The organism is Butyrivibrio sp. NATIVEDY162, from assembly GCF_045999815.1.
Taxonomy (GTDB): domain Bacteria; phylum Bacillota; class Clostridia; order Lachnospirales; family Lachnospiraceae; genus Butyrivibrio.
The window spans coordinates 2,841,767-2,860,170 of sequence record NZ_CP172573.1 but is presented as its reverse complement, the minus strand read 5'-3'; the positions used below and the strand labels follow the sequence as shown (position 1 = coordinate 2,860,170).

General features: G+C 40.1%; 16 protein-coding genes. 1 reads left to right on the top strand and 15 read right to left on the bottom strand.

The features are described 5' to 3' along the window. Window positions 1–20: 20 nt before the first annotated feature. The 15 genes from rfbB to ACHCNF_RS12230 all read right to left on the bottom strand — a co-directional run bounded on the left by rfbB (window position 21) and on the right by ACHCNF_RS12230 (window position 16,350). Window positions 21–1,109 (bottom strand): dTDP-glucose 4,6-dehydratase, encoded by a 1,089-nt coding sequence (gene rfbB, locus ACHCNF_RS12300; RefSeq protein ID WP_408070084.1) that lies wholly within the window; start codon window positions 1,107–1,109, stop codon window positions 21–23. A 98-nt stretch (window positions 1,110–1,207) separates the two neighbouring features. Continuing rightward, complete coding sequence (locus tag ACHCNF_RS12295; RefSeq protein WP_408070083.1) at window positions 1,208–1,546, bottom strand: multidrug ABC transporter; 339 nt, start codon at window positions 1,544–1,546, stop codon at window positions 1,208–1,210. Further along, on the bottom strand, window positions 1,543–1,998 hold the full coding sequence (locus ACHCNF_RS12290; RefSeq protein ID WP_408070082.1) for a DMT family transporter: 456 nt from the start codon (window positions 1,996–1,998) through the stop codon (window positions 1,543–1,545). The genes ACHCNF_RS12295 and ACHCNF_RS12290 overlap by 4 nt, the downstream gene beginning before the upstream one ends. An 8-nt stretch (window positions 1,999–2,006) precedes the next feature. Continuing rightward, complete coding sequence (locus ACHCNF_RS12285) at window positions 2,007–2,987, bottom strand: SGNH/GDSL hydrolase family protein (RefSeq protein WP_408070081.1); 981 nt, start codon at window positions 2,985–2,987, stop codon at window positions 2,007–2,009. A 12-nt stretch (window positions 2,988–2,999) separates the two neighbouring features. Next, window positions 3,000–4,085, bottom strand: coding sequence for a hypothetical protein (locus ACHCNF_RS12280; RefSeq protein WP_408070080.1), 1,086 nt, complete (start codon window positions 4,083–4,085; stop codon window positions 3,000–3,002). Between the two features lie 22 nt (window positions 4,086–4,107). Further along, window positions 4,108–5,598, bottom strand: a complete 1,491-nt coding sequence (locus ACHCNF_RS12275; RefSeq protein WP_408070079.1) for an MBOAT family O-acyltransferase — start codon at window positions 5,596–5,598, stop codon at window positions 4,108–4,110. Window positions 5,599–5,616: 18 nt separating this feature from the next. After that, entirely contained in the window at window positions 5,617–6,384 is a 768-nt protein-coding gene (locus tag ACHCNF_RS12270) for a hypothetical protein (protein ID WP_408070078.1), read from the bottom strand. Between the two features lie 85 nt (window positions 6,385–6,469). Next, entirely contained in the window at window positions 6,470–7,657 is a 1,188-nt protein-coding gene (locus ACHCNF_RS12265; RefSeq protein ID WP_408070077.1) for a DUF6077 domain-containing protein, read from the bottom strand. Window positions 7,658–7,659: 2 nt separating this feature from the next. Beyond that, window positions 7,660–8,286, bottom strand: coding sequence for a uridine kinase (gene udk, locus ACHCNF_RS12260; RefSeq protein ID WP_408070076.1), 627 nt, complete (start codon window positions 8,284–8,286; stop codon window positions 7,660–7,662). Window positions 8,287–8,349: 63 nt separating this feature from the next. Beyond that, complete coding sequence (locus ACHCNF_RS12255; protein WP_408070075.1) at window positions 8,350–9,855, bottom strand: hypothetical protein; 1,506 nt, start codon at window positions 9,853–9,855, stop codon at window positions 8,350–8,352. A gap of 11 nt (window positions 9,856–9,866) precedes the next feature. Continuing rightward, on the bottom strand, window positions 9,867–11,270 hold the full coding sequence (locus tag ACHCNF_RS12250) for an MBOAT family O-acyltransferase (protein ID WP_408070074.1): 1,404 nt from the start codon (window positions 11,268–11,270) through the stop codon (window positions 9,867–9,869). A gap of 113 nt (window positions 11,271–11,383) precedes the next feature. After that, complete coding sequence (locus tag ACHCNF_RS12245) at window positions 11,384–12,595, bottom strand: SGNH/GDSL hydrolase family protein (RefSeq protein ID WP_408070073.1); 1,212 nt, start codon at window positions 12,593–12,595, stop codon at window positions 11,384–11,386. Window positions 12,596–12,622: 27 nt separating this feature from the next. Beyond that, a complete protein-coding gene (locus ACHCNF_RS12240; RefSeq protein ID WP_408070072.1) occupies window positions 12,623–13,558 on the bottom strand; it encodes a glycosyltransferase family 2 protein in 936 nt (311 codons plus the stop codon). Between the two features lie 2 nt (window positions 13,559–13,560). Next, complete coding sequence (locus ACHCNF_RS12235; protein ID WP_408070071.1) at window positions 13,561–15,333, bottom strand: DUF6044 family protein; 1,773 nt, start codon at window positions 15,331–15,333, stop codon at window positions 13,561–13,563. Between the two features lie 21 nt (window positions 15,334–15,354). Beyond that, window positions 15,355–16,350, bottom strand: coding sequence for a radical SAM/SPASM domain-containing protein (locus ACHCNF_RS12230; protein WP_408070070.1), 996 nt, complete (start codon window positions 16,348–16,350; stop codon window positions 15,355–15,357). 149 nt (window positions 16,351–16,499) lie between these two features. Between ACHCNF_RS12230 and ACHCNF_RS12225 the strand changes: the two genes are divergently transcribed. Beyond that, on the top strand, window positions 16,500–18,404 hold the full coding sequence (locus tag ACHCNF_RS12225) for a glycosyltransferase family protein (RefSeq protein ID WP_408070069.1): 1,905 nt from the start codon (window positions 16,500–16,502) through the stop codon (window positions 18,402–18,404).

Sequence of the window (18,404 nt, the reverse complement as noted above, 5' to 3'; positions counted from 1 at the left end):
TTGTAATATCTTAGTTTGAATTAAAGTTTACTACTATACATCTTCTCGTAGTATTTCTCATAGTCTCCGCTGGTTACATGCTCCATCCAGTCCTCATGTGCAAAGAACCACTTGATTGTCTTTCTTATGCCTTCTTTGAACATGGTCTCAGGCTCCCATCCAATCTCCTTCTTGATCTTATCAGGAGCGATAGCGTAGCGACGGTCATGACCCTTTCTGTCCTCTACATAAGTGATAAGGTCTCTTGTAACCTTAGCCTTTCTGGGATCTGAATCATCAAGAGATTCTCTCAAAACATCTATTATTGTCTCAACTATTTCAATGTTCTGCTTCTCATTGTGACCACCGATATTGTAGGTCTCAAAAAGTCTGCCCTTTTCCTGAACCATATCGATTGCCTTGGCATGATCCTCAACATAGAGCCAGTCACGAACGTTCTTACCATCACCGTAAACAGGAAGTGCTTTTCCTTCAAGAGCATTGTGAATCATGAGAGGAATCAGCTTCTCAGGGAACTGGTAAGGGCCGTAGTTATTTGAGCAGTTTGTGATATTTGCAGGGAACTTGTAAGTATCCATATAAGCCTTAACCAGCATATCTGAGCTTGCCTTACTTGCTGAGTAAGGGCTGTGAGGATCATAAGGTGTTGTCTCATAGAAATATGCATCAGGATCCTCGGGAAGTGAGCCGTAAACCTCATCTGTACTTACATGAAGGAACTTCTTTCCCTCTTTAAATGAACCGTCAGGAAGCTCCCATGCCTTCTTAGCTGCATTAAGCATTGTAGCTGTTCCAAGTACGTTTGTCTCAACAAAGATCTCAGGATTAACGATTGATCTGTCTACATGGCTCTCTGCTGCAAAGTGAACAACACGGTCAATGTCATTCTCCTCGAAAATCTTATTGATAGCGTCTCTGTCGCAGATGTTAGCCTTTACAAATGTATAGTTATCTCTGCCTTCAACATCTTTGAGATTCTCAAGGTTACCTGCGTATGTAAGCGCATCGACATTTATAATACGAATTTCGTTATCATACTTTTTAAACATGTAATGAATGTAGTTGGAACCGATAAATCCGGCGCCGCCTGTAACAAGATAAGTTCTCATAAAACCTCCGAAAACAAATTAATATGGTTTCTTTTACAAAATCTCTAATGTATTCTAACTGTTTAAAGAGATTAATGCAAATAAATAAAATTGTGACATTAAATCAGGTAAAAAATCAGTATGCCGCTAAGTATGAGCAGCATGCCCATAATCTTATTCCTGGTGATCTGCTCCTTAAATACGAATCTGCTAAGAAACATAACAAGAATATATCCTACAGGCTCCATTATGACCACGTACATGTATGGCATGTGCCCATAGCAGACAATTGCCACAAACATGGATATCACCAGAAGTCCATAGCCCCCAATCACAAGGACATTTAAATACTGTCTGATAAAATTCGGATATTCTCTGCCCGAGCTCTTCTTTAGTAGAATCTGTGATACCGATGCCAGCAGCTGTCCAAAAAGAGCTAATATTATAAAGGGAATCATAGGCTTCCTCCCTTCATGTTGCTTTCCGGCTCAGGTACATCAATTGAATCATCTTCCTCTTCTTCATCAGTTTGGGAGTCGTCAGCTACTTCTGTATCACCCAGCGCATCATTAGGAGAATTAAGAATAATCGTCCCTGCTATCACAAGCAGCACTCCTATTACCTTAGGCATTGTTACTCCTTCATGAAAAAGCGTTACACTCCAAAGCAGTGACCACAATAAAGTCATTGCCTTATTGGCATAGGCTATACTAAGCTCAAATCTCTTGAGGAGCTGCTGCCAGATAACAGCATATATCCCCAGTACCGCAAAATCCAAAAAATATAATAAAAGAAATTCTTTTGATAAAAATTTATAGTTTGATACAAACTTACTTATTACTGTAGTTAAGGAATATATCAGCACCGCACCCTGAAGTGCCAATATACTTAACGGCGATATTTTTTTCATATTCACCCTCACCTGTTATATATAGCATTGGCAAAATGGTCTGCCATATGCTTATTGGCGCTTTTATTAGTATGGATATTATCAAGCAGGTACTCGGCGCTGTTGCTCTCATCAATTGTTCCGTAATAGTTATCAATGAAGGATACGCCTGTTTCGCCGCATACATCTATCATATGCTGGCGATATGTTGTAAGTCTTCCATTTCCGAAATCCACCATGTCACCATTTTTCAAAACACCATCCTGATCATAGGCATAGCAGAAAGTAAATGACATACACACTATTCTGATAAAAGGATATTTCTCCTGAATCATTTTGATTCCTGAATCAAGAGCACCCATATAGGTCATGGGATCCTGCTTATTGCCGGGGTTCATTCCGGGACGAAGCTTTATATAATCATTGGCATCATAATAAACAACAAGTGTATCCACACTGTTCATATCCAGATCGATAAGTGACTGAGCGTGCTGCTGTATTGTCTGATCTGAAAGAGCATATCCCGCATCAAGCAATTCCTGGCAATTGCCACCGGTAATAGCCTTTACGGTATTGTAAAAGCTCAGCTTATCCATCGGATCCTCTTCGCCTTCGGGATGTGAAAGCGCAAGTGTACTGCCGCCAAATCCGGCATTTATTACATCCGCTCCCGTTGCCTTTGCTATCTGTGAACATACTCCGTCATCTGACATATCATAAGTAATCGAATCATTTCCAAGAACAAGAATTGTCTCTTTACCATCATCCTCGTGACCGGCCTTTTTCTCTGCAGGCAGGAGGAATATCTGATCCTCGATCTCTACCTCGTACTCCGAAAGCTCCAGCTCCACCTGCTCCAAATCCTTACCTTCATTCCATTTAAGAAGTTTAAATACACCAAAGCCGATGAGCGCAGCTATCAGTCCCAGCACAATAAGATGGACCCATCCGGGTATTCCGCTCCCTTTATCCTTTTTCTTACGTTTCATATCTGATCTGAAATTTGCCATATAAACCTCACTTTAATACTCTTTTGAAAACAGCTCCTCGAAGTCGAACTCAAATATTATCCGTCTCATCTCTTCGAGCTCTTTTTCAAATTCATCAGTGCTCTTTACTTCATGCTCCCCACTTGCAAAGCACTCTGTCATATACCTGTTGATCCTTGGATTATAGTGGGTATAATCCGCATAATTATTTAAATCTGTTATGACTTCTTCCATATTCTGAAAATAAAACAGATGCACATTATCATACTGCAAAAGCTCACTAGCCGCAAATTTATACTGATTCATCGTTGCATCCAGATGATTCTCAGTAAGGACATTATTCCAATAGAGAATACTGTAGGGAGGGAAGAATATATAAAATTGCGTATCCGGATTCTCCTTGATAAAAGGCAGGATATTGATATCAAGATTTTCCTTTGTCTTTGGAATAAGGAGCTCCGCGTCCATCTTCTCTTCCACCGGTTCAGGCGCCTCGTAGCCGTGGAGGACATAGGAAATATTGTAATAGTCCTCCGTCCACCAGCTGGCATATACTTCTGAGAGATTTGTCCCTTTTTTCTGGATTATAGGCTTTAAAATATATTCAAGTAAAACATCCTTGTTCCACAGATATTTCACATCATTGATCGGATTATCATCATACAGATACATCGGAAGCTCGTATTTTATCTCATCAGGCTCAGCCGTAAGTGTAGGAATATCCAGCCCCAAAAAGACTGCCTTAACAGGGTTCTTTTTTCTTGCCGGGGTATTCTTGTCAAACACTATACTAAGGATATTATAATCATCCTTTGGATATGCTCCGCTGTATGAAAGCTTTAAGGTATTAAGTCCCATAAGCTCCTTAAAATCATCTGTATGAAAATTGACTGTCATTGATGAGCCGATAATACAGCTGTCATAGTCCATCCTTGTAGCCATACCGGGATTCTGCGAAAGCTGATTGTCAACAATGTAAGGGAATCCCTTAAGCGGTTCATGATAATGAAAAAAAGGGTCAACATAGATAACAAGTACCGACACCAAAAGCAAAACCACAACCACCACGCAGATAAAGCGCTTTATAAAATTGTCACCGCTTTTATTACCAAAACTCATAGTAATATTTCCTCAAAAGTTTTTAGAAATTCACATAAAGGAAGGTACTTACTCCGCCAAGGCTAAGCACTCCCCACACAAATATAATTCCGTACAGCACAGGAACAACTGCTTTTCCAAATTTCTTTTTTTCATCTCCACTTGAGATAATGTCATAGCTCTTTTGAGCAATCTTGCGGGCTGTTTTCCCACTAAATATCAAAAGTGCAGACATAACAAGAATTATCCACATACAAATATAGTTACTCTTATTCCATCCGGGTATGGGTGTAACTTTGAAAATATACCATATCTCATCAACCATGAAGCATTCCGCAAACTTTATGGAGATGTGCAGTCCGTTGTATGCCCCGGGATCAAATACTCTGCCAAGTACAGTCATAGCCTCATAAATACCGGGTGCTCTAAAGAACACCCAGGCTGCCGTCACATAAGAAAAGGTAAGGAATACCTTGACGGGATTCTTCTTTATCTCCTTTGACTTACCGCCGGCAAGCCTTGTTATAACCATCAATATTCCATGCATCATACCCCAAATGATAAAATTCAGTCCCGTACCATGCCATAATCCGCTTATAAAAAACACTATCAAAATGTTGGCATAGGTCCTTGCGACACCTCTTCTGCTGCCTCCCAGCGGTATATAGATATATTTTGTAAAAAACTTTGTAAGTGAAATATGCCATCTATCCCAAAACTCAGCGATATTTCCGGCTGTGTACGGGGCATCGAAATTCCTTGTAAGCTCCATCCCCAGCATCCTGCACACACCCTCTGCCATATCACAGTAACCGCTAAAATCAAAGTACAGCTGGAATGAATATGATACAGCAAGAATCACAGCATCCAAACCTGTAAGTCCGGACAGCCCCTGATATCCAAAATCCACAGCCTTTCCCAAAACGTCAGCCAGAATGACCTTTTTAAATAAACCAAGAGTAAAAAGCATCATTCCTGCAGAAAGATCTGCTGTATTGATCCGCGAGGAAGAAAGCCTTCCGATACCATCCTCTATGTTCTTGTGCTGTGCAATAGGGCCCTGCAGGATTTTAGGGAAAAAGGTGATATAGCAAAGATAATCAACAAAATCAAAATCATGATCCTCATTAAGATCTGCCACATACATTATCTGCGAAAAAGTATAAAAACTTATAGCTATAGGCATTGCTCCCTTATTAAAGTACTTAAAAAAGCATAGTAAAATGACATCGCCTATAATAGCCACTGTTTTCAGTAAAAATATCTTCGAATTAGTTTTATCTCCTACACTGTCAGCACCCTTACTTCCGGAGACAAGGTATGAAAACAGAGCGTTCCAAACAATGCTTGCGCAAAATATCAGAATACTGAATCTCCCGTATCCCACGAAAAAAAAGGCTGACATTGCTATCAGCCACAGTTTTATCAGCCTATCCTTAAATCCGCTGTTCGGATAAAAGCGCTGTATCGCCCACACTCCGGATAGGAATACAGGCAAAAATATGAAAATGAATGAGTACGAATTAAATGTCATATTATTCTGTTACCCTGCTCACTGAACAAACTCAGGGTCCTCATAAATATTGTAGCCGCCTACATTATCAACCAAAATCAGCCCCATTTTATCCAGAGCCACATCAATATCCCTGCCCTCGTGCATAACTATGTATCTGCACTGAGTCTGCCTTGTAGCTTCAAGAAGCTTCTCTGCATTAATAACTGCGGGCTTTTCAAAAACTTCATGTACCGCATTGTAGTAGTCCCACTGGGGTACCACCATCTCTCTGCCGTATGGCATGAGAATATTGGTATCGTACTGCCTTACAAACTGCAGAAGTTCGGATGGAAAGACTGCTCTCACCCTGGGTTCCGTCTCATCAGGTCTTATCACATCACAAACATCTATTACAATCTGAGGTATATGATAGGCATTTTCTGCTTTGTACATATACTGATTTTTATAGACATTACTTCCACATAATATTATCAGCGCGCTTACTACAGCAAGTCCAATTCTCTTATGTTCCATAAAAAGCTTACAACCGGCATATGCTATGCAGGATCCGATTGGAATCATCCACATCAGTCTGTAATAAGTATCACCGCCGTCATGAATAACCGCCACATAGGCAATTCTGGTATATGGAATAAAGAATCCAAAAAGAATAATAAGAGGAGCAGCCGCAATTACAAGCCTCTTTCTGTTATCTTTTTCTGCTATCAAAAGATAGAGCAGAGATACTACAAAAAGAGCAAGAAGGTATCCGTTTCCGCCATATTGCTTAAAGATAACCCAACACTCCATGAAAATTCCGTACATAAAAGTCTCCTATGAAATCACCAAGTATGACATCTTGAATCAAAGATTCAAGAACTCATACTATGTGATCATGCATCGCTTTATATCAAAGTTTTCCTATAGAATAATATATGAGAAGATATATTCCCGTGGGAATCACTGACAACGCAGCCTTGGGAATAATCTTAAAATCTCTGGTGTAAACAAGCAGCATAAATGAAAGCAATCCAGCCAACGCAGTCCCGAAAACAATGCCCATTGAGCTCATTATACCCGCAGCCATATTAAGTAAAAACAATATGACCCAGGCACTGTTTCTTACAATCCTAGCTCCACCTGCAGTCTCTTCATTCCATAAAAATCCGGGCTTTCTGCAGTCATCAAACATCCACAAAAACAGCCATACCACAAAGGGAATGATAAAGTTTGCCACCATGGATTTACCCTGCCAGGTTCTCATCATAAGGAAAGTCTCCGATGTATAAAGTGATGTATTCCCAAACATGGCGATAAGAGAAATAAATATCATATAAACAGGAATCATATCCTGACGTACTCCAAGGAGAATTCGCCCGATTTCAAGGTAAATAAGATATACCATGGGAATAAGCAAAAGGGGCATTACTGTATGCGAAACTATCGTAGCATGAATGCCGCTAATCTTAGCTATAAAAGCTATCCAAAGAGGGAAAACAGCCATGGCATGCCTGACATTCAGAACTGTTGAGATTCCTGTGTAAGGGTCGATGGTATTCATTACATCCGCCTGCTGTGCAAGAAGTGACTCAACAACATAGTAGGAATCATCCCCATCAAAAGGAGCCTTGATGGTTGCCATTACCAGCTGGAATATCAATATCACAGCAAATATCCCCCAGTAAATAAGGCTCTCCCTTGTATACTGATATTTCATCGCTCTGACATCTGTTCTGGGGCTAATCAATGCTTCAGGCTTTGATCTCTGATCCCCCGGAAAAATCAAATAAAACAGATTGCTGTTCTTATCATATTCTCTCTGGATCTCCCAAATCTTAAGTGCATATCCCATTATTGCAAGTATGCCTTCTATACTTGCAAAAGCGATGGTACACTTTCTGAAAGCACCATAAGGTATCTTTATCATGCACCATATAGCTATAACCTCAAAAACGGCGAATGACAAAATATATCCACATAAAAAATTAATTCCTATAGTCTTTTTTGTAGTGGGAAGAAGCCTTTGCAGCAAAAGTCCCATCCCCATAGGAACAACAAAAAGCCATAAAATCAGAGCAAGAGCAGATAACACCATCATACTCAGTTGACCTCCTCACGCAGCATAGCCTTCAGGTGCTCTGTAAAGATGTTAATTCCGGTAAGATTCTCTCCGCCTCGGGGAATAATAAGATCGGCATACTTTTTACTGGGCTCTACAAACTGCTCATGCATAGGCTTAACAGTCTCTGAATACTGAGTGAGCACTGAAGCCACACTTCTGGCACGTTCAATAGTATCCCTTCTGATACGGCGCATAAGTCTCTCATCAGCGTCGGTATCAACGAATACCTTTACATCCATCAGATCTCTAAGCTGCTTATTCTCAAGTATCAGGATACCTTCAAGCAGAATTACGGGCTTTGGAACAACATGAACTGTCTGATCCGATCTGTTATGGATCGCATAATCGTAGACAGGGATGTCAACTTCCTCGCCATTTTTGAGTTTCATTACATCTCTGATAAGAAGCTCGGTATCAAAGGATGATGGATGATCGTAATTAAGTCTTGATCTCTCATCATATGAAAGGTCATTATGTGCCTTATAGTATGAATCATGACTGATCACTACAATATCATCGCCAAACTGTTCTCTTATCCTGTTAACGATGGTTGTCTTTCCTGAAGCTGAACCGCCTGCTATTCCTACTATACATATTTTATTCATAAAAACCTCTCTTTCTCGCCTTATCGGCCGGATTCCCACATTAGTTGCAAAAGCAGAAATCCTTTACTCTTCAATCTCATAATTGTGAGATGACTCACAATATATGTGTGACAGCATCTCTCCACTGTCACTATCATAAGTTATGAGTTGAACATCATCTTTTAAATGATCGTCATCATATAAAAAATTATTATTCTCATCTGATGTAAGATACAATAAACGGAACTTTTTCTCAATAGGAATATATGTCATTTCTCCCATTGCTGTTTGCATATTCTCTATAGGCTCGTAATCAACAGCCTCATAAATCCCCCCTGAAGCCCTGTCGATAAGAAGAAAATACTGCTGATGATTATATGCTGCCTCCTGGATTTTATCGCTTCCCGAAAGATTAGATACTATATGTCTAAACCAGGGATCCTGCAGCGCAGGCGACTCATCCGTAAGATATAAGATCAGACTTGTTTCTCCAAGTGACAGCATATTAAGCTGAGTTGAAAGCTGCCTGTATCTGACTGATTTATCCCTTATCTCTTTATTATAATCTGCTGCCAGCTTATCCCACTTTGAATATTCAGTATCTCCCCTGTGATCCGGAAGATCAGCATTATCCGCCAGCCATTTTCCCAGATAGTCAGTAACCTTTCTAGCACCTGTTGAGGAGAGATGCCCAGGGTCACTTAGGTCAACTCTGGGATCTATAATATCTCCCATCTGCAGCATATTGATGTAAGGCACACCATAAGCCGCTGCTATATCCGCAGCGGAATTGGCAGACTGAAAATCCTGAGGCTCTCCTGCAAAGGGAAGGAATGTAAGAACAATTCCTATGCCGTCTCTTTGACACTCATCAATTATTTTCATGAGGTACTCTTCACATACCGTATGTTCAGGGAGTCTTGCCTCATTGTCATACTCATAGTTATAAGTAATATCTCCCTCAAGCTCATGCTTCATTTCAGCACCCATAAGCATGTTGTATTCAGATGTGCCTGTCAGCTTCTGGAAATCCTTCTGTTCAAGCTCATTCCACCTATTGTGATACACAATAAAATCAAACAGATATTGCTTCTGTATCTCAGGGTCATGTACAAGGTCCTTTACTGCTGCCATCTTAAGCTTGCTTAGCGGATATGCATCCATATTGAGGTGCAACTGGCTTATTGCAGCCTGTCTGAATTCCTCAGGAGTCTCCTCGTACATCTCATCTATATATTCATAGTTTCTGTCCATCATGAAACAGTCAATCACTACGTAATCCGGCTTACAGTAATCAAGTGCCCTGATAAGCTGCCAGTAACTTTCTTTTAGAAGGCTTCCGTGTCCACCGAGATTGTAAGAAGTTATTCCATATTTCTCATATAAATCAATGGGATTTATGCCGTTTATCACATGCGAGGATCCAATGAAAAGCACATCCAGATGGTCCTTCTTTGCCTCTTCGAAAAAGTCCTTATTTTTCATGTAGCTGGTTTTGCGCTCTGTGACCAGCATAACCGTCACAAGCGCACCGGCCAGAAGTATCAGAAATATAAATGTTTTTAATACTAGAATCAGTTTTCTTTTCATGACAAAATTCCTTAAAAGTTCTGATAAATAAATCCTGCTGCATCATATCCGGGTCCCCATATTCCGCATGTAACTATGAGAATCACTGCAGCAATGTAAATAAGCCATCTTAGCCATATTCCCTGATTTTTAATCTTTTCAGATACGCTTATTCCGTATTTATTGGCAATATCGACACCTATAAGAAGCCCAATAGCGCCAAACAAGAGAAGGACATTTGGTCTGTCCAGCCCAAGCTCATATATTGTTCCCTTTGATATGAACCACGGGGTTGGTTTTAAGATATGCAGCACCATATACACCGCCGCCTTAATATCCTGAACTCTGAAGAATATCCAGGCTATATTAACCAGCATAAAGGTTATCATTATCCTTATAAGCCTGTGTGAAAAGCTGTTTTTTTCCACTTTAAATAATGTGCAAAGTTTTTCTCTTGCCGGTGTAAGCATATGTCCAGCCACCTGATACACTCCGTGAAGGAGCCCCCATACCGCAAAGGTATAATTTGCGCCGTGCCATATACCGCTCAGAATGAAAACGATAAGAATATTTAAATACTTTCTTGCTTTGCCTTTTCTGTTTCCGCCGAGAGGAATATAAACATAATCCTTAAACCACGATGAAAGTGAAATATGCCATCTTCTCCAGAATTCCTGAACATTAGCAGAAAGATACGGTGCATTAAAGTTCTTCATAAGATCAAATCCAAGAACCTTTGCACATCCAATCGCTATATTACTGTAACCGCCAAAATCGCAATAGATTTCAAAGGTATACAGAATCGAAGCAATAAGTGTGGCTGTTCCGGCATATTTAACGGGATTGTCATATATGGTGCCAACAATTATCGCACACCTGTCAGCTATTATCATTTTCATGAAATAGCCCCACATCATCTGCAGAAGTCCGTCCCTCATTCTGTCATATGAAAAATCGTGCGGCTCTCTGAACTGTCTGAACATGTGCCCTGCACGTTCTATGGGACCTGATGTTATCTGAGGAAAGAATGATATAAAGAGCGACAGAATAAAGAAATTCTTCTCCGCATAAAGATCTCCTCTGTATACATCAACCATATAGCCTATAGCCATGAACATAAAGAAGGACATTCCCACAGCCGACAGAAAAGTCAGACCACTATACTTGGATAAGGCCAGAATAATGAGATTTGCAATGATTACTGCTGCCAATACCGCATTCTTCTTTTTACCCTCCAGCTTTTCCATTATTCTCGCACCGAAATACACCGAGAGAGACGTAAATAAAAGAATCGGGAATCCCTTCAGGTCAAGTGAGAGATAAAATCCCCAGCTGATCAAAAATAACCAGATATGTCTGAATTTGTTGGGGATCAAAAAATAGATAAATGCCATCACAGGCAAAAAGATTAAAAATTCAAACGAAACAAGCTGCATTGTTCGACCTCATAATTACCAGTTTTTTTGCGGAATCTGTCCACATAATTAAATATCAGTATATCAAAAATACACCTAAAAAAGAAGTGCCGGCTCTTCAACCGGCACTTACATTATTTCTTCTTTAAGCTATCCTTATATGCCCAGAAATCAAAGCTGTTAATCTCAAGATATGGCATATCACCCACATCTTTTCCTCTAAGCTTCTGTATAGTGTGGGCAAGAACTGCTGCATAAATCTGTCTTCCTTTTTCAGTATAATGAAGACCATCAGCAAGATACATCTCGGCAGTCTCAATCTTTAAATCAAACTGGGATGCATACATGGTATCAAAATATGTAATACCCATTGTACTTGCCAGATTGCTTGCTGTATTGGCATATTCTGTAAGAGGTCCTATGCCCTTACTTACTGAGAACGCATCGCCCATGAACGCACCGCTTCCGTTATACCACTGACAATATGAAGGTCCACACAGAATAAACTGTGCATTGGGGCTAATCGCCTTAAGCTCGCCAATACCTGAAGCCAATGCTCCGCTATAAGTGTGCGGGTCAAGACCTGCATTTGAATTATACAAATCTTTTCCGTTTATATAATCGTTAGCGCCATATTCTATAATATAAAGGTCTACATTCTGTGGCTTTACTTTCTTAAGTTCTGCTCCGCAAGCATACTGGTCAAGGAAATCCGGTTTTATCTTGCCTGCAAGTGCATAGCAGATTCCGATAAAGCTGGAGTCATTAAATGTCTCTAAGTCTGTAGACATCTCTCTTCCAAGAGAAGCAGCCGTTCCTCCGATAGCAAGATTATAATATTTTGCTTTCTTACCAAGAAGTGAGCAGGTATAAGCAGGAATTTCAGAACCGGTTCCTCTGGCATTGTCAAACTGGCTATCACCAATGAAAACAATGTCATAATACTTATCCTTTTCTTCATCCTTGGTTTCTTCCACCACGGTTGTCTCTACAGGCTGCTGTACTTCTTCTGTGGGAAGCTCAGGTTCCACTATTTCCTCTTCTGTAACAGAAACTCCTTCAGTAGCAGCTGCTGAATCTCCTGTTGATACAGCATTTTCACCGCCCTGATCAGCGGACACCGGCTGTTCAGTGCTTTCTGTGGCACTGTTGTCTTCGCCGCTGTTTTCCTCAGCAGAGCTTGCCGCATCCGGAACTTCAGCTTTTGCAGGGTCTGCCTCTTCCTCCTGGATTTCTGTAACCTGATTTTCGCTACTCTTGGAAGTGAGCTTAGATGGATCTCCACATCCAAACATTGTAGCTGTCGTTAATAATGTCAAAATACAAGTAACAAATCTTCTTTTCATTTTTTCTCCTCTACATGAAAGGTCAGCTTACATCAGCCTCTTTTTCTCAGAATGGAGACTTATAAGTCGCATTTCGAATTCACGCCTGTTGCTGATAGTCATATTATTAAGGACCATACCCGCAAATAATGATAAAAGTGAAGCGAGCATCACAAATCCGCACACAATAAGTGTGGGAAAACGCTCAACAAGTCCGGTTTTCAAATATGACGCAAAAATCGGAATAAAAAAGCCCACTGAAACCAGTGCCAAAAGCAGAGATACTATCGCAAAAAATCCCATTGGCTTATAATCTCTGTATAGTCTGGCGATAGTCATAAGCACTCTCATACCATCAGAATAAGTGTTGAGCTTTGATTCAGATCCTTCAGGTCTGTCACGGAATTCGATAACGTAGTTCTCAATCTGCATATGGTTGTTAACCGCATGTATTGTCATTTCGGTCTCTATCTCAAAACCGGTAGATAAAACAGGGAATGTCTTGGCAAATTCGTAACTAAAAGCACGAAATCCTGTCATTACATCTCTGATATCGCAGTCAAAAAGGCGGTTTATGCTTCCTCTTACCAGGCTGTTTCCAAAGTTGTGAAAAGGTCTCTTATTCTCGGTAAAATATGTAGATGAAAGTCTGTCACCCACAACCATATCGGCATTTTTCTCAAGAACAAGCTCACACATGCCCGGAGCGGAATCCATGGGATATGTGTCATCGCCATCAACCATTATGTAGCATTCAGCGTCTATCTCTCTGAACATCCTCCTGATAACATTTCCTTTTCCCTGAACATATTCATGACGCACAACTGCACCGTTTGCCTTGGCAATCTCGGAAGTTCTGTCGCTTGAATTGTTATCGTACACATATATTACCGCATCTGGAAGAGCCTGCCTTGAATCCTTTATAACCTTCTCAATTGTCTGCTCCTCGTTGTAACAGGGAATAAGAACTGCTATCTTATCCATCACTAACCTCTCGTTTCATTGTTTTTTAGTTCATAAACATAAATTATATACGGCGATGAGCTGTCATCATATGCTCCCTTAAGAGATAGATTTTTCTCATCCGCATTATTAAGCTCTATTCTTGAAAAAATGTATTTACATCCAAGTTCAGAAAGAGCTTTATCCTCAATGTAAATGTTGTTATCAGTTACTCCCGTCATGCTTCTTGTAGCCATAACGATGGAATCATCGGTTCCGGAATAAATGTAACATCGTGCACCCCAGTCATCAAAATAAATCCTGGTGTTTTCCTTCCTGTCTAAAGCAGGTGCAATCACTTTCCTGAACCTATCCTTATAATCCTGAGAATAGAATCCAAGATAGCCATCAAGTGTAGAGATACCGTTGTATTCAAGAACTGCCGGATGCATTCCATACGCAACAGACCAGTCACTGTCCTTGTAGTCGATATCGTCCTTAATTTTATCAAAAAGTTTCGAAGAATAAAACTCCGAATAGCTAAGTCTGTCTACTTCATGTCCTGTCTTCATTTTGTACAAAGTGCCGTACGCCGTATCATATAAGTCATTATAATGCTTTGAACCTATAAGTATAACAAAAACAGCGATAACAGGAATTATTCTTGCCAAGAGCCTCAGAATAACATGATTCATGCGGGACATTCTGATGCAGATGACAAACAATGATGCATACCACAAAAATGGACTAAAGAAGATTGTTCTGTTAAACTGCCAGCCCTTAAGAGGCGGTAGCACAAATGCCACAAAATCCCTGACTGCCCCACTGTAATACAGGCCGTAGACTGCGCTGTTAAAAACCAAAAGAACAGCAAACAGATTGTAGATGTCACGGATCATTCCTTTAAAATCTTTTTTAATGATATATCTGACATTCAGGATCACAAAATAAATAATGCATATCCAAAAGACAAAATAGGAATGCGCATCATCAGCATGCATCATGCCATTTTTAAATACGTCAAAACACTCTGTCAAAATTCCGGACAGGTTCATTGAAGCATCTTTCATTGTACTTCTGATCGTAACCTCATCCGAAAAAAGCATCGCTCCAAACAGCCTGTATTCCATAATGACAAATCCGGCTGCCAGAATCACCAAAGCGAGGCAAAGAGGTAAGGAAAGCCTTTTGTCAGCAATAAGCCTCCATATTATCGCCAATACCAGATATCCCAGTATAAACATCCCAAAATAGGAAAAATATGAAAGCATCGGATAAAAGAACAAAAGGATATAATACTTTATCGTTTTTTTGTTAAATCCAAGCCTGTAGATTTTTCTTAAAAAATATATGACAAGCGGAATAGATGCAAAGCATATCCCAAATGCAGGAAACACATTGAGAATTCCGTATGCAAATGCACATATCCAGGCTATATCACCGGGCTTCTCACTTAGCGCAAAATCCTTCAAAAGCAGGAGGCAGGATACTATTGCAATAATTATCTTAAGTAAATACCCCACTACATATGCAATGTACGCCGGAAATATCATATACAAAATGCTGTATAAGTAGAATTCTCCGGGCAGATTATCCCTGCTTATCCCATTAAGAAACGGGACATTCGCAGCATGAGCCCAGAATGTCCCTGTGTTTTGCATCATTTTATACTGAGCCACAAAGAGATCCAAATTATCAGGTATTGCTATATAACTGTTCTCACCCACTATCAGATACATCAAAGCTGCTGATATCAAAAACAATCCTATGAGACAGTAATGCCATACGGATGCAATTCTTCCTGCTAACTCTTTCACAATCCCTCCGATCACAGCTTATTAATCTTCCTTCTTAAACAGACCCATTCTCTCATGACCGCCAAGCTTGTTGGGGTCACGTCCCTCAAGTATAGCCTTAACGATTGTCATACGGAAACCTGCATCTATAAAGTCGCAGTGCTTACAGAAGGGCTCGTTCTGTCTTCCAGAAGCAATTTTTCTTCTGACTGCCATGAACTCCTCTGATGCCCAACCATCCTTAAGGCTTGTTGTAGCAAGGTCTGCGTAATTAGTAACCTCAAAGTTATCACAACAGCATAATCCAAGTTTTCCATTAGGCATTATCCACATATCAGTGAAGGGAAGAAGGCATGTCTCCTTAATAACCTTCTCAGTAGCCTGCTTGTTAGGAGCAGAGCCGGCTCTGTTGGTAAGAACCTCCTGAAGATATCTCATCTGGATCTCAATGTCCAGATCCTTAAACTCATCAGGATTAGCCTTAACATACTCATAAATCTTCTGAATGTTCTTATGGAGTTTGAATTCCATGCTGTAGTTGTTGATGATCAGCTGATCAATATAGGGCTGAATAGCCTTTACCTTATCAATATCAAGGATTAGTCCGTTAGTGCTCATGAAAATAAAGCTCTCCGGTAGCTTTTCCCTTGCGTACTTATGGCGCTCTACAATTTTGGTATCAAGCCAGGGTTCATTATTACCGTAAAGTGTAAGATGTCCCTTATATCCCCAATCTGCAAGCTGATCAATAATACTCTTATAAAGCTCATCATCAATCTTGCAAAGAGGTCTCCTCTCCGCATGAACATTGGCTGTACAGAACGCGCAGGTAGAATTACATCTGTTTATAGTCTCGATGTTTACTACGTTAGGCATCGGTACTTCCTTGGCATTCATGAAATAATCTATATAATCCTGCTGTTGTTTATGTCTTGTAGCAAACTGAAGCTTAAGATATGCTTCACTTGCAAGCATCGGAAAGTGCTTTCTCGCAAACCATCCAAATTTTCCCATAAAACTGTTAACCTTAATTGGCATTTTACTTCCTCCAAAAACATCATCTACAACGACGCTTATTATATCATAGGTAATTATTTTTTCAACTTAGCGTTTGACTGCCTGCGCTCCGTTCCCTATAATTAAAGGACTAAAGCTTTATATAAGCTGGTTTTGTCAGGGAGACGGTCATGGAAGCTATCAATCCGATATTTCTAACATGCTATTTAATAATAATCTTCATATCACTTTTTCTTTATCAAAAAAGAGATAACTTTTCATATTCAAAGGTAAATCTTTCAAATATATCATATAACAAAATTTATACCGTAATATTGCCGTTGTCTGTCATCCTTATAGGAACGGCACTTCGACTTTATAAATTGTCCAAGATTCCTGAAGGACTACATCAGGATGAAGCCTCCATCGGTTATGAGGCGTATATCCTCTCTGCATTTGGCATAGACCGTGATGGTAACAGATATCCTGTATATCCCATAACTTATGGCTCCGGTGGCGGAAGTCCTCTTATGATCTACCTTAACGCCGTTACTACTTTTCTGTTTGGCAGTAACGCTCTTACGCTGAGGGCTTTGCCTGCATTTCTCGGATGTCTGACTCTTGTGATCACTTTTTTTGTAATAAAAATACTAAGCCATGAATCTATAATAAAAAGCGAAAACGCAACCTCCATTCAGTATGTTACAGGTGAGTTTTTATGGCTTCCTCTGGTAAGTCTCTGCATTATTGCATTTTGTCCATGGCATATTATGTTATCCAGATGGAGCCTTGACAGTAACACCACCCCCTTCTGGGTTCTTCTTGCCATGCTTACATTTGTCATCGCATCAACAAAGCAGAAGGAATCTGCAGCTTTTGAAAATATCGGAACCTTATTTAAGTTTCGTGACAGAAAAAAGCGCCAATCCCTTCGTGCATCAGACGGCCTTGCAACTTTTCTCTATGCCTTGTCTGCCTTTTTATATGCACTTTGCCTGTACAGCTATGGCGCAGCAACCTTTGTAATACCCGTTCATCTTATTCTGATGTGCATCCTTTTTACCAAAACAAAGAGAATGACTTCATTCCAGGTCTTCTTTGGAGTGCTTATTTTCGCTGTCTTTTCAGCTCCTCTGTTTGCTTTTTATATTGTGAATATATTTAATCTTCCTGAAGTGATCACTCCGTTTTTCACAATTACGAAGTTTACTGCCAAGCGCTCTGTCTTCGCCTCCGGCTCAGGGATACTGCTTGCGATTGGTAAAAATCTTTTTACCATGATCAAAAACCTCTCTGTGGGAGACTCATCAGAGCAGATACTAAACTACATTCCCGGATTTCCGCCTTTTTATGCCTTCACATTCCCCATGACGCTGCTCGGAATAATAGTCAGCATTATACGTGCAAAGCGCGGGGAACTGATTGACCTTGCCATGCATTCTCTTTTCCTTCCCGGTTTATTATTCGGCCTTTTTGTAGAGGAAGACCTCACCAGAATGGTGCTTGTATTTATTCCGGTAGTATATTATCTCGCAAGAGGTTTTATATTTGTTGTTAACGAGTTTGTTACTGTTGAAAAAAACACTGCATCCCCATTGAAGCATTATGCTGCCATCTTTGCCAAGTCTGTTACACCTTTTCTCTTCATTGCAGGAGCACTGTTTTTTAACAAAGTATATCTCACAGAATTCAACGATCTTAGTGCTGAAGCATATATGCCCGGATACGGTCAGGCATGCGCCTACGCAGATGAATGTGTGTCAGAGGATTTTCTTATATATTCAACTTATGACCATGTATCTGCTCCGTTTATGATAGCACTGTACTACACAAAGACATCACCTGTGGATTTTCTCCAGACGGTTCATTACAAGGATCCTGATGCAGAATTTCGCATAGCTGATTCCTTTACACATTTTAGATTCGGTCTTCCGGAAGACATCGCGGAGAATGGTGTCACCTACTTGAATGAAGGAAATGTATTTATCTTTCACAAATCGGAGCTTGATCAAATTAATAATGCTCCGGGATATGATCCCGAAGCATACATAGTAAAATCTTTTGGTAATTTTGTAGTAATAGCATCAGCGAATTAG

Excerpts from the sequence above, each read along its gene's own strand:
- ACHCNF_RS12285 (WP_408070081.1), bottom strand. The coding sequence starts at position 2,987 with ATGGCAAATTTCAGATCAGATATGAAACGTAAGAAAAAGGATAAAGGG.
- ACHCNF_RS12250 (WP_408070074.1), bottom strand. The coding sequence starts at position 11,270 with ATGCAGCTTGTTTCGTTTGAATTTTTAATCTTTTTGCCTGTGATGGCA.
- ACHCNF_RS12270 (WP_408070078.1), bottom strand. The coding sequence starts at position 6,384 with ATGTACGGAATTTTCATGGAGTGTTGGGTTATCTTTAAGCAATATGGC.
- ACHCNF_RS12225 (WP_408070069.1), top strand. The coding sequence starts at position 16,500 with ATGGAAGCTATCAATCCGATATTTCTAACATGCTATTTAATAATAATC.
- ACHCNF_RS12265 (WP_408070077.1), bottom strand. The coding sequence starts at position 7,657 with ATGATGGTGTTATCTGCTCTTGCTCTGATTTTATGGCTTTTTGTTGTT.
- ACHCNF_RS12275 (WP_408070079.1), bottom strand. The coding sequence starts at position 5,598 with ATGACATTTAATTCGTACTCATTCATTTTCATATTTTTGCCTGTATTC.
- rfbB (WP_408070084.1), bottom strand. The coding sequence starts at position 1,109 with ATGAGAACTTATCTTGTTACAGGCGGCGCCGGATTTATCGGTTCCAAC.
- ACHCNF_RS12230 (WP_408070070.1), bottom strand. The coding sequence starts at position 16,350 with ATGCCAATTAAGGTTAACAGTTTTATGGGAAAATTTGGATGGTTTGCG.
- ACHCNF_RS12280 (WP_408070080.1), bottom strand. The coding sequence starts at position 4,085 with ATGAGTTTTGGTAATAAAAGCGGTGACAATTTTATAAAGCGCTTTATC.
- ACHCNF_RS12295 (WP_408070083.1), bottom strand. The coding sequence starts at position 1,546 with ATGATTCCCTTTATAATATTAGCTCTTTTTGGACAGCTGCTGGCATCG.
- ACHCNF_RS12255 (WP_408070075.1), bottom strand. The coding sequence starts at position 9,855 with ATGAAAAGAAAACTGATTCTAGTATTAAAAACATTTATATTTCTGATA.
- ACHCNF_RS12290 (WP_408070082.1), bottom strand. The coding sequence starts at position 1,998 with ATGAAAAAAATATCGCCGTTAAGTATATTGGCACTTCAGGGTGCGGTG.
- ACHCNF_RS12245 (WP_408070073.1), bottom strand. The coding sequence starts at position 12,595 with ATGAAAAGAAGATTTGTTACTTGTATTTTGACATTATTAACGACAGCT.
- udk (WP_408070076.1), bottom strand. The coding sequence starts at position 8,286 with ATGAATAAAATATGTATAGTAGGAATAGCAGGCGGTTCAGCTTCAGGA.
- ACHCNF_RS12240 (WP_408070072.1), bottom strand. The coding sequence starts at position 13,558 with ATGGATAAGATAGCAGTTCTTATTCCCTGTTACAACGAGGAGCAGACA.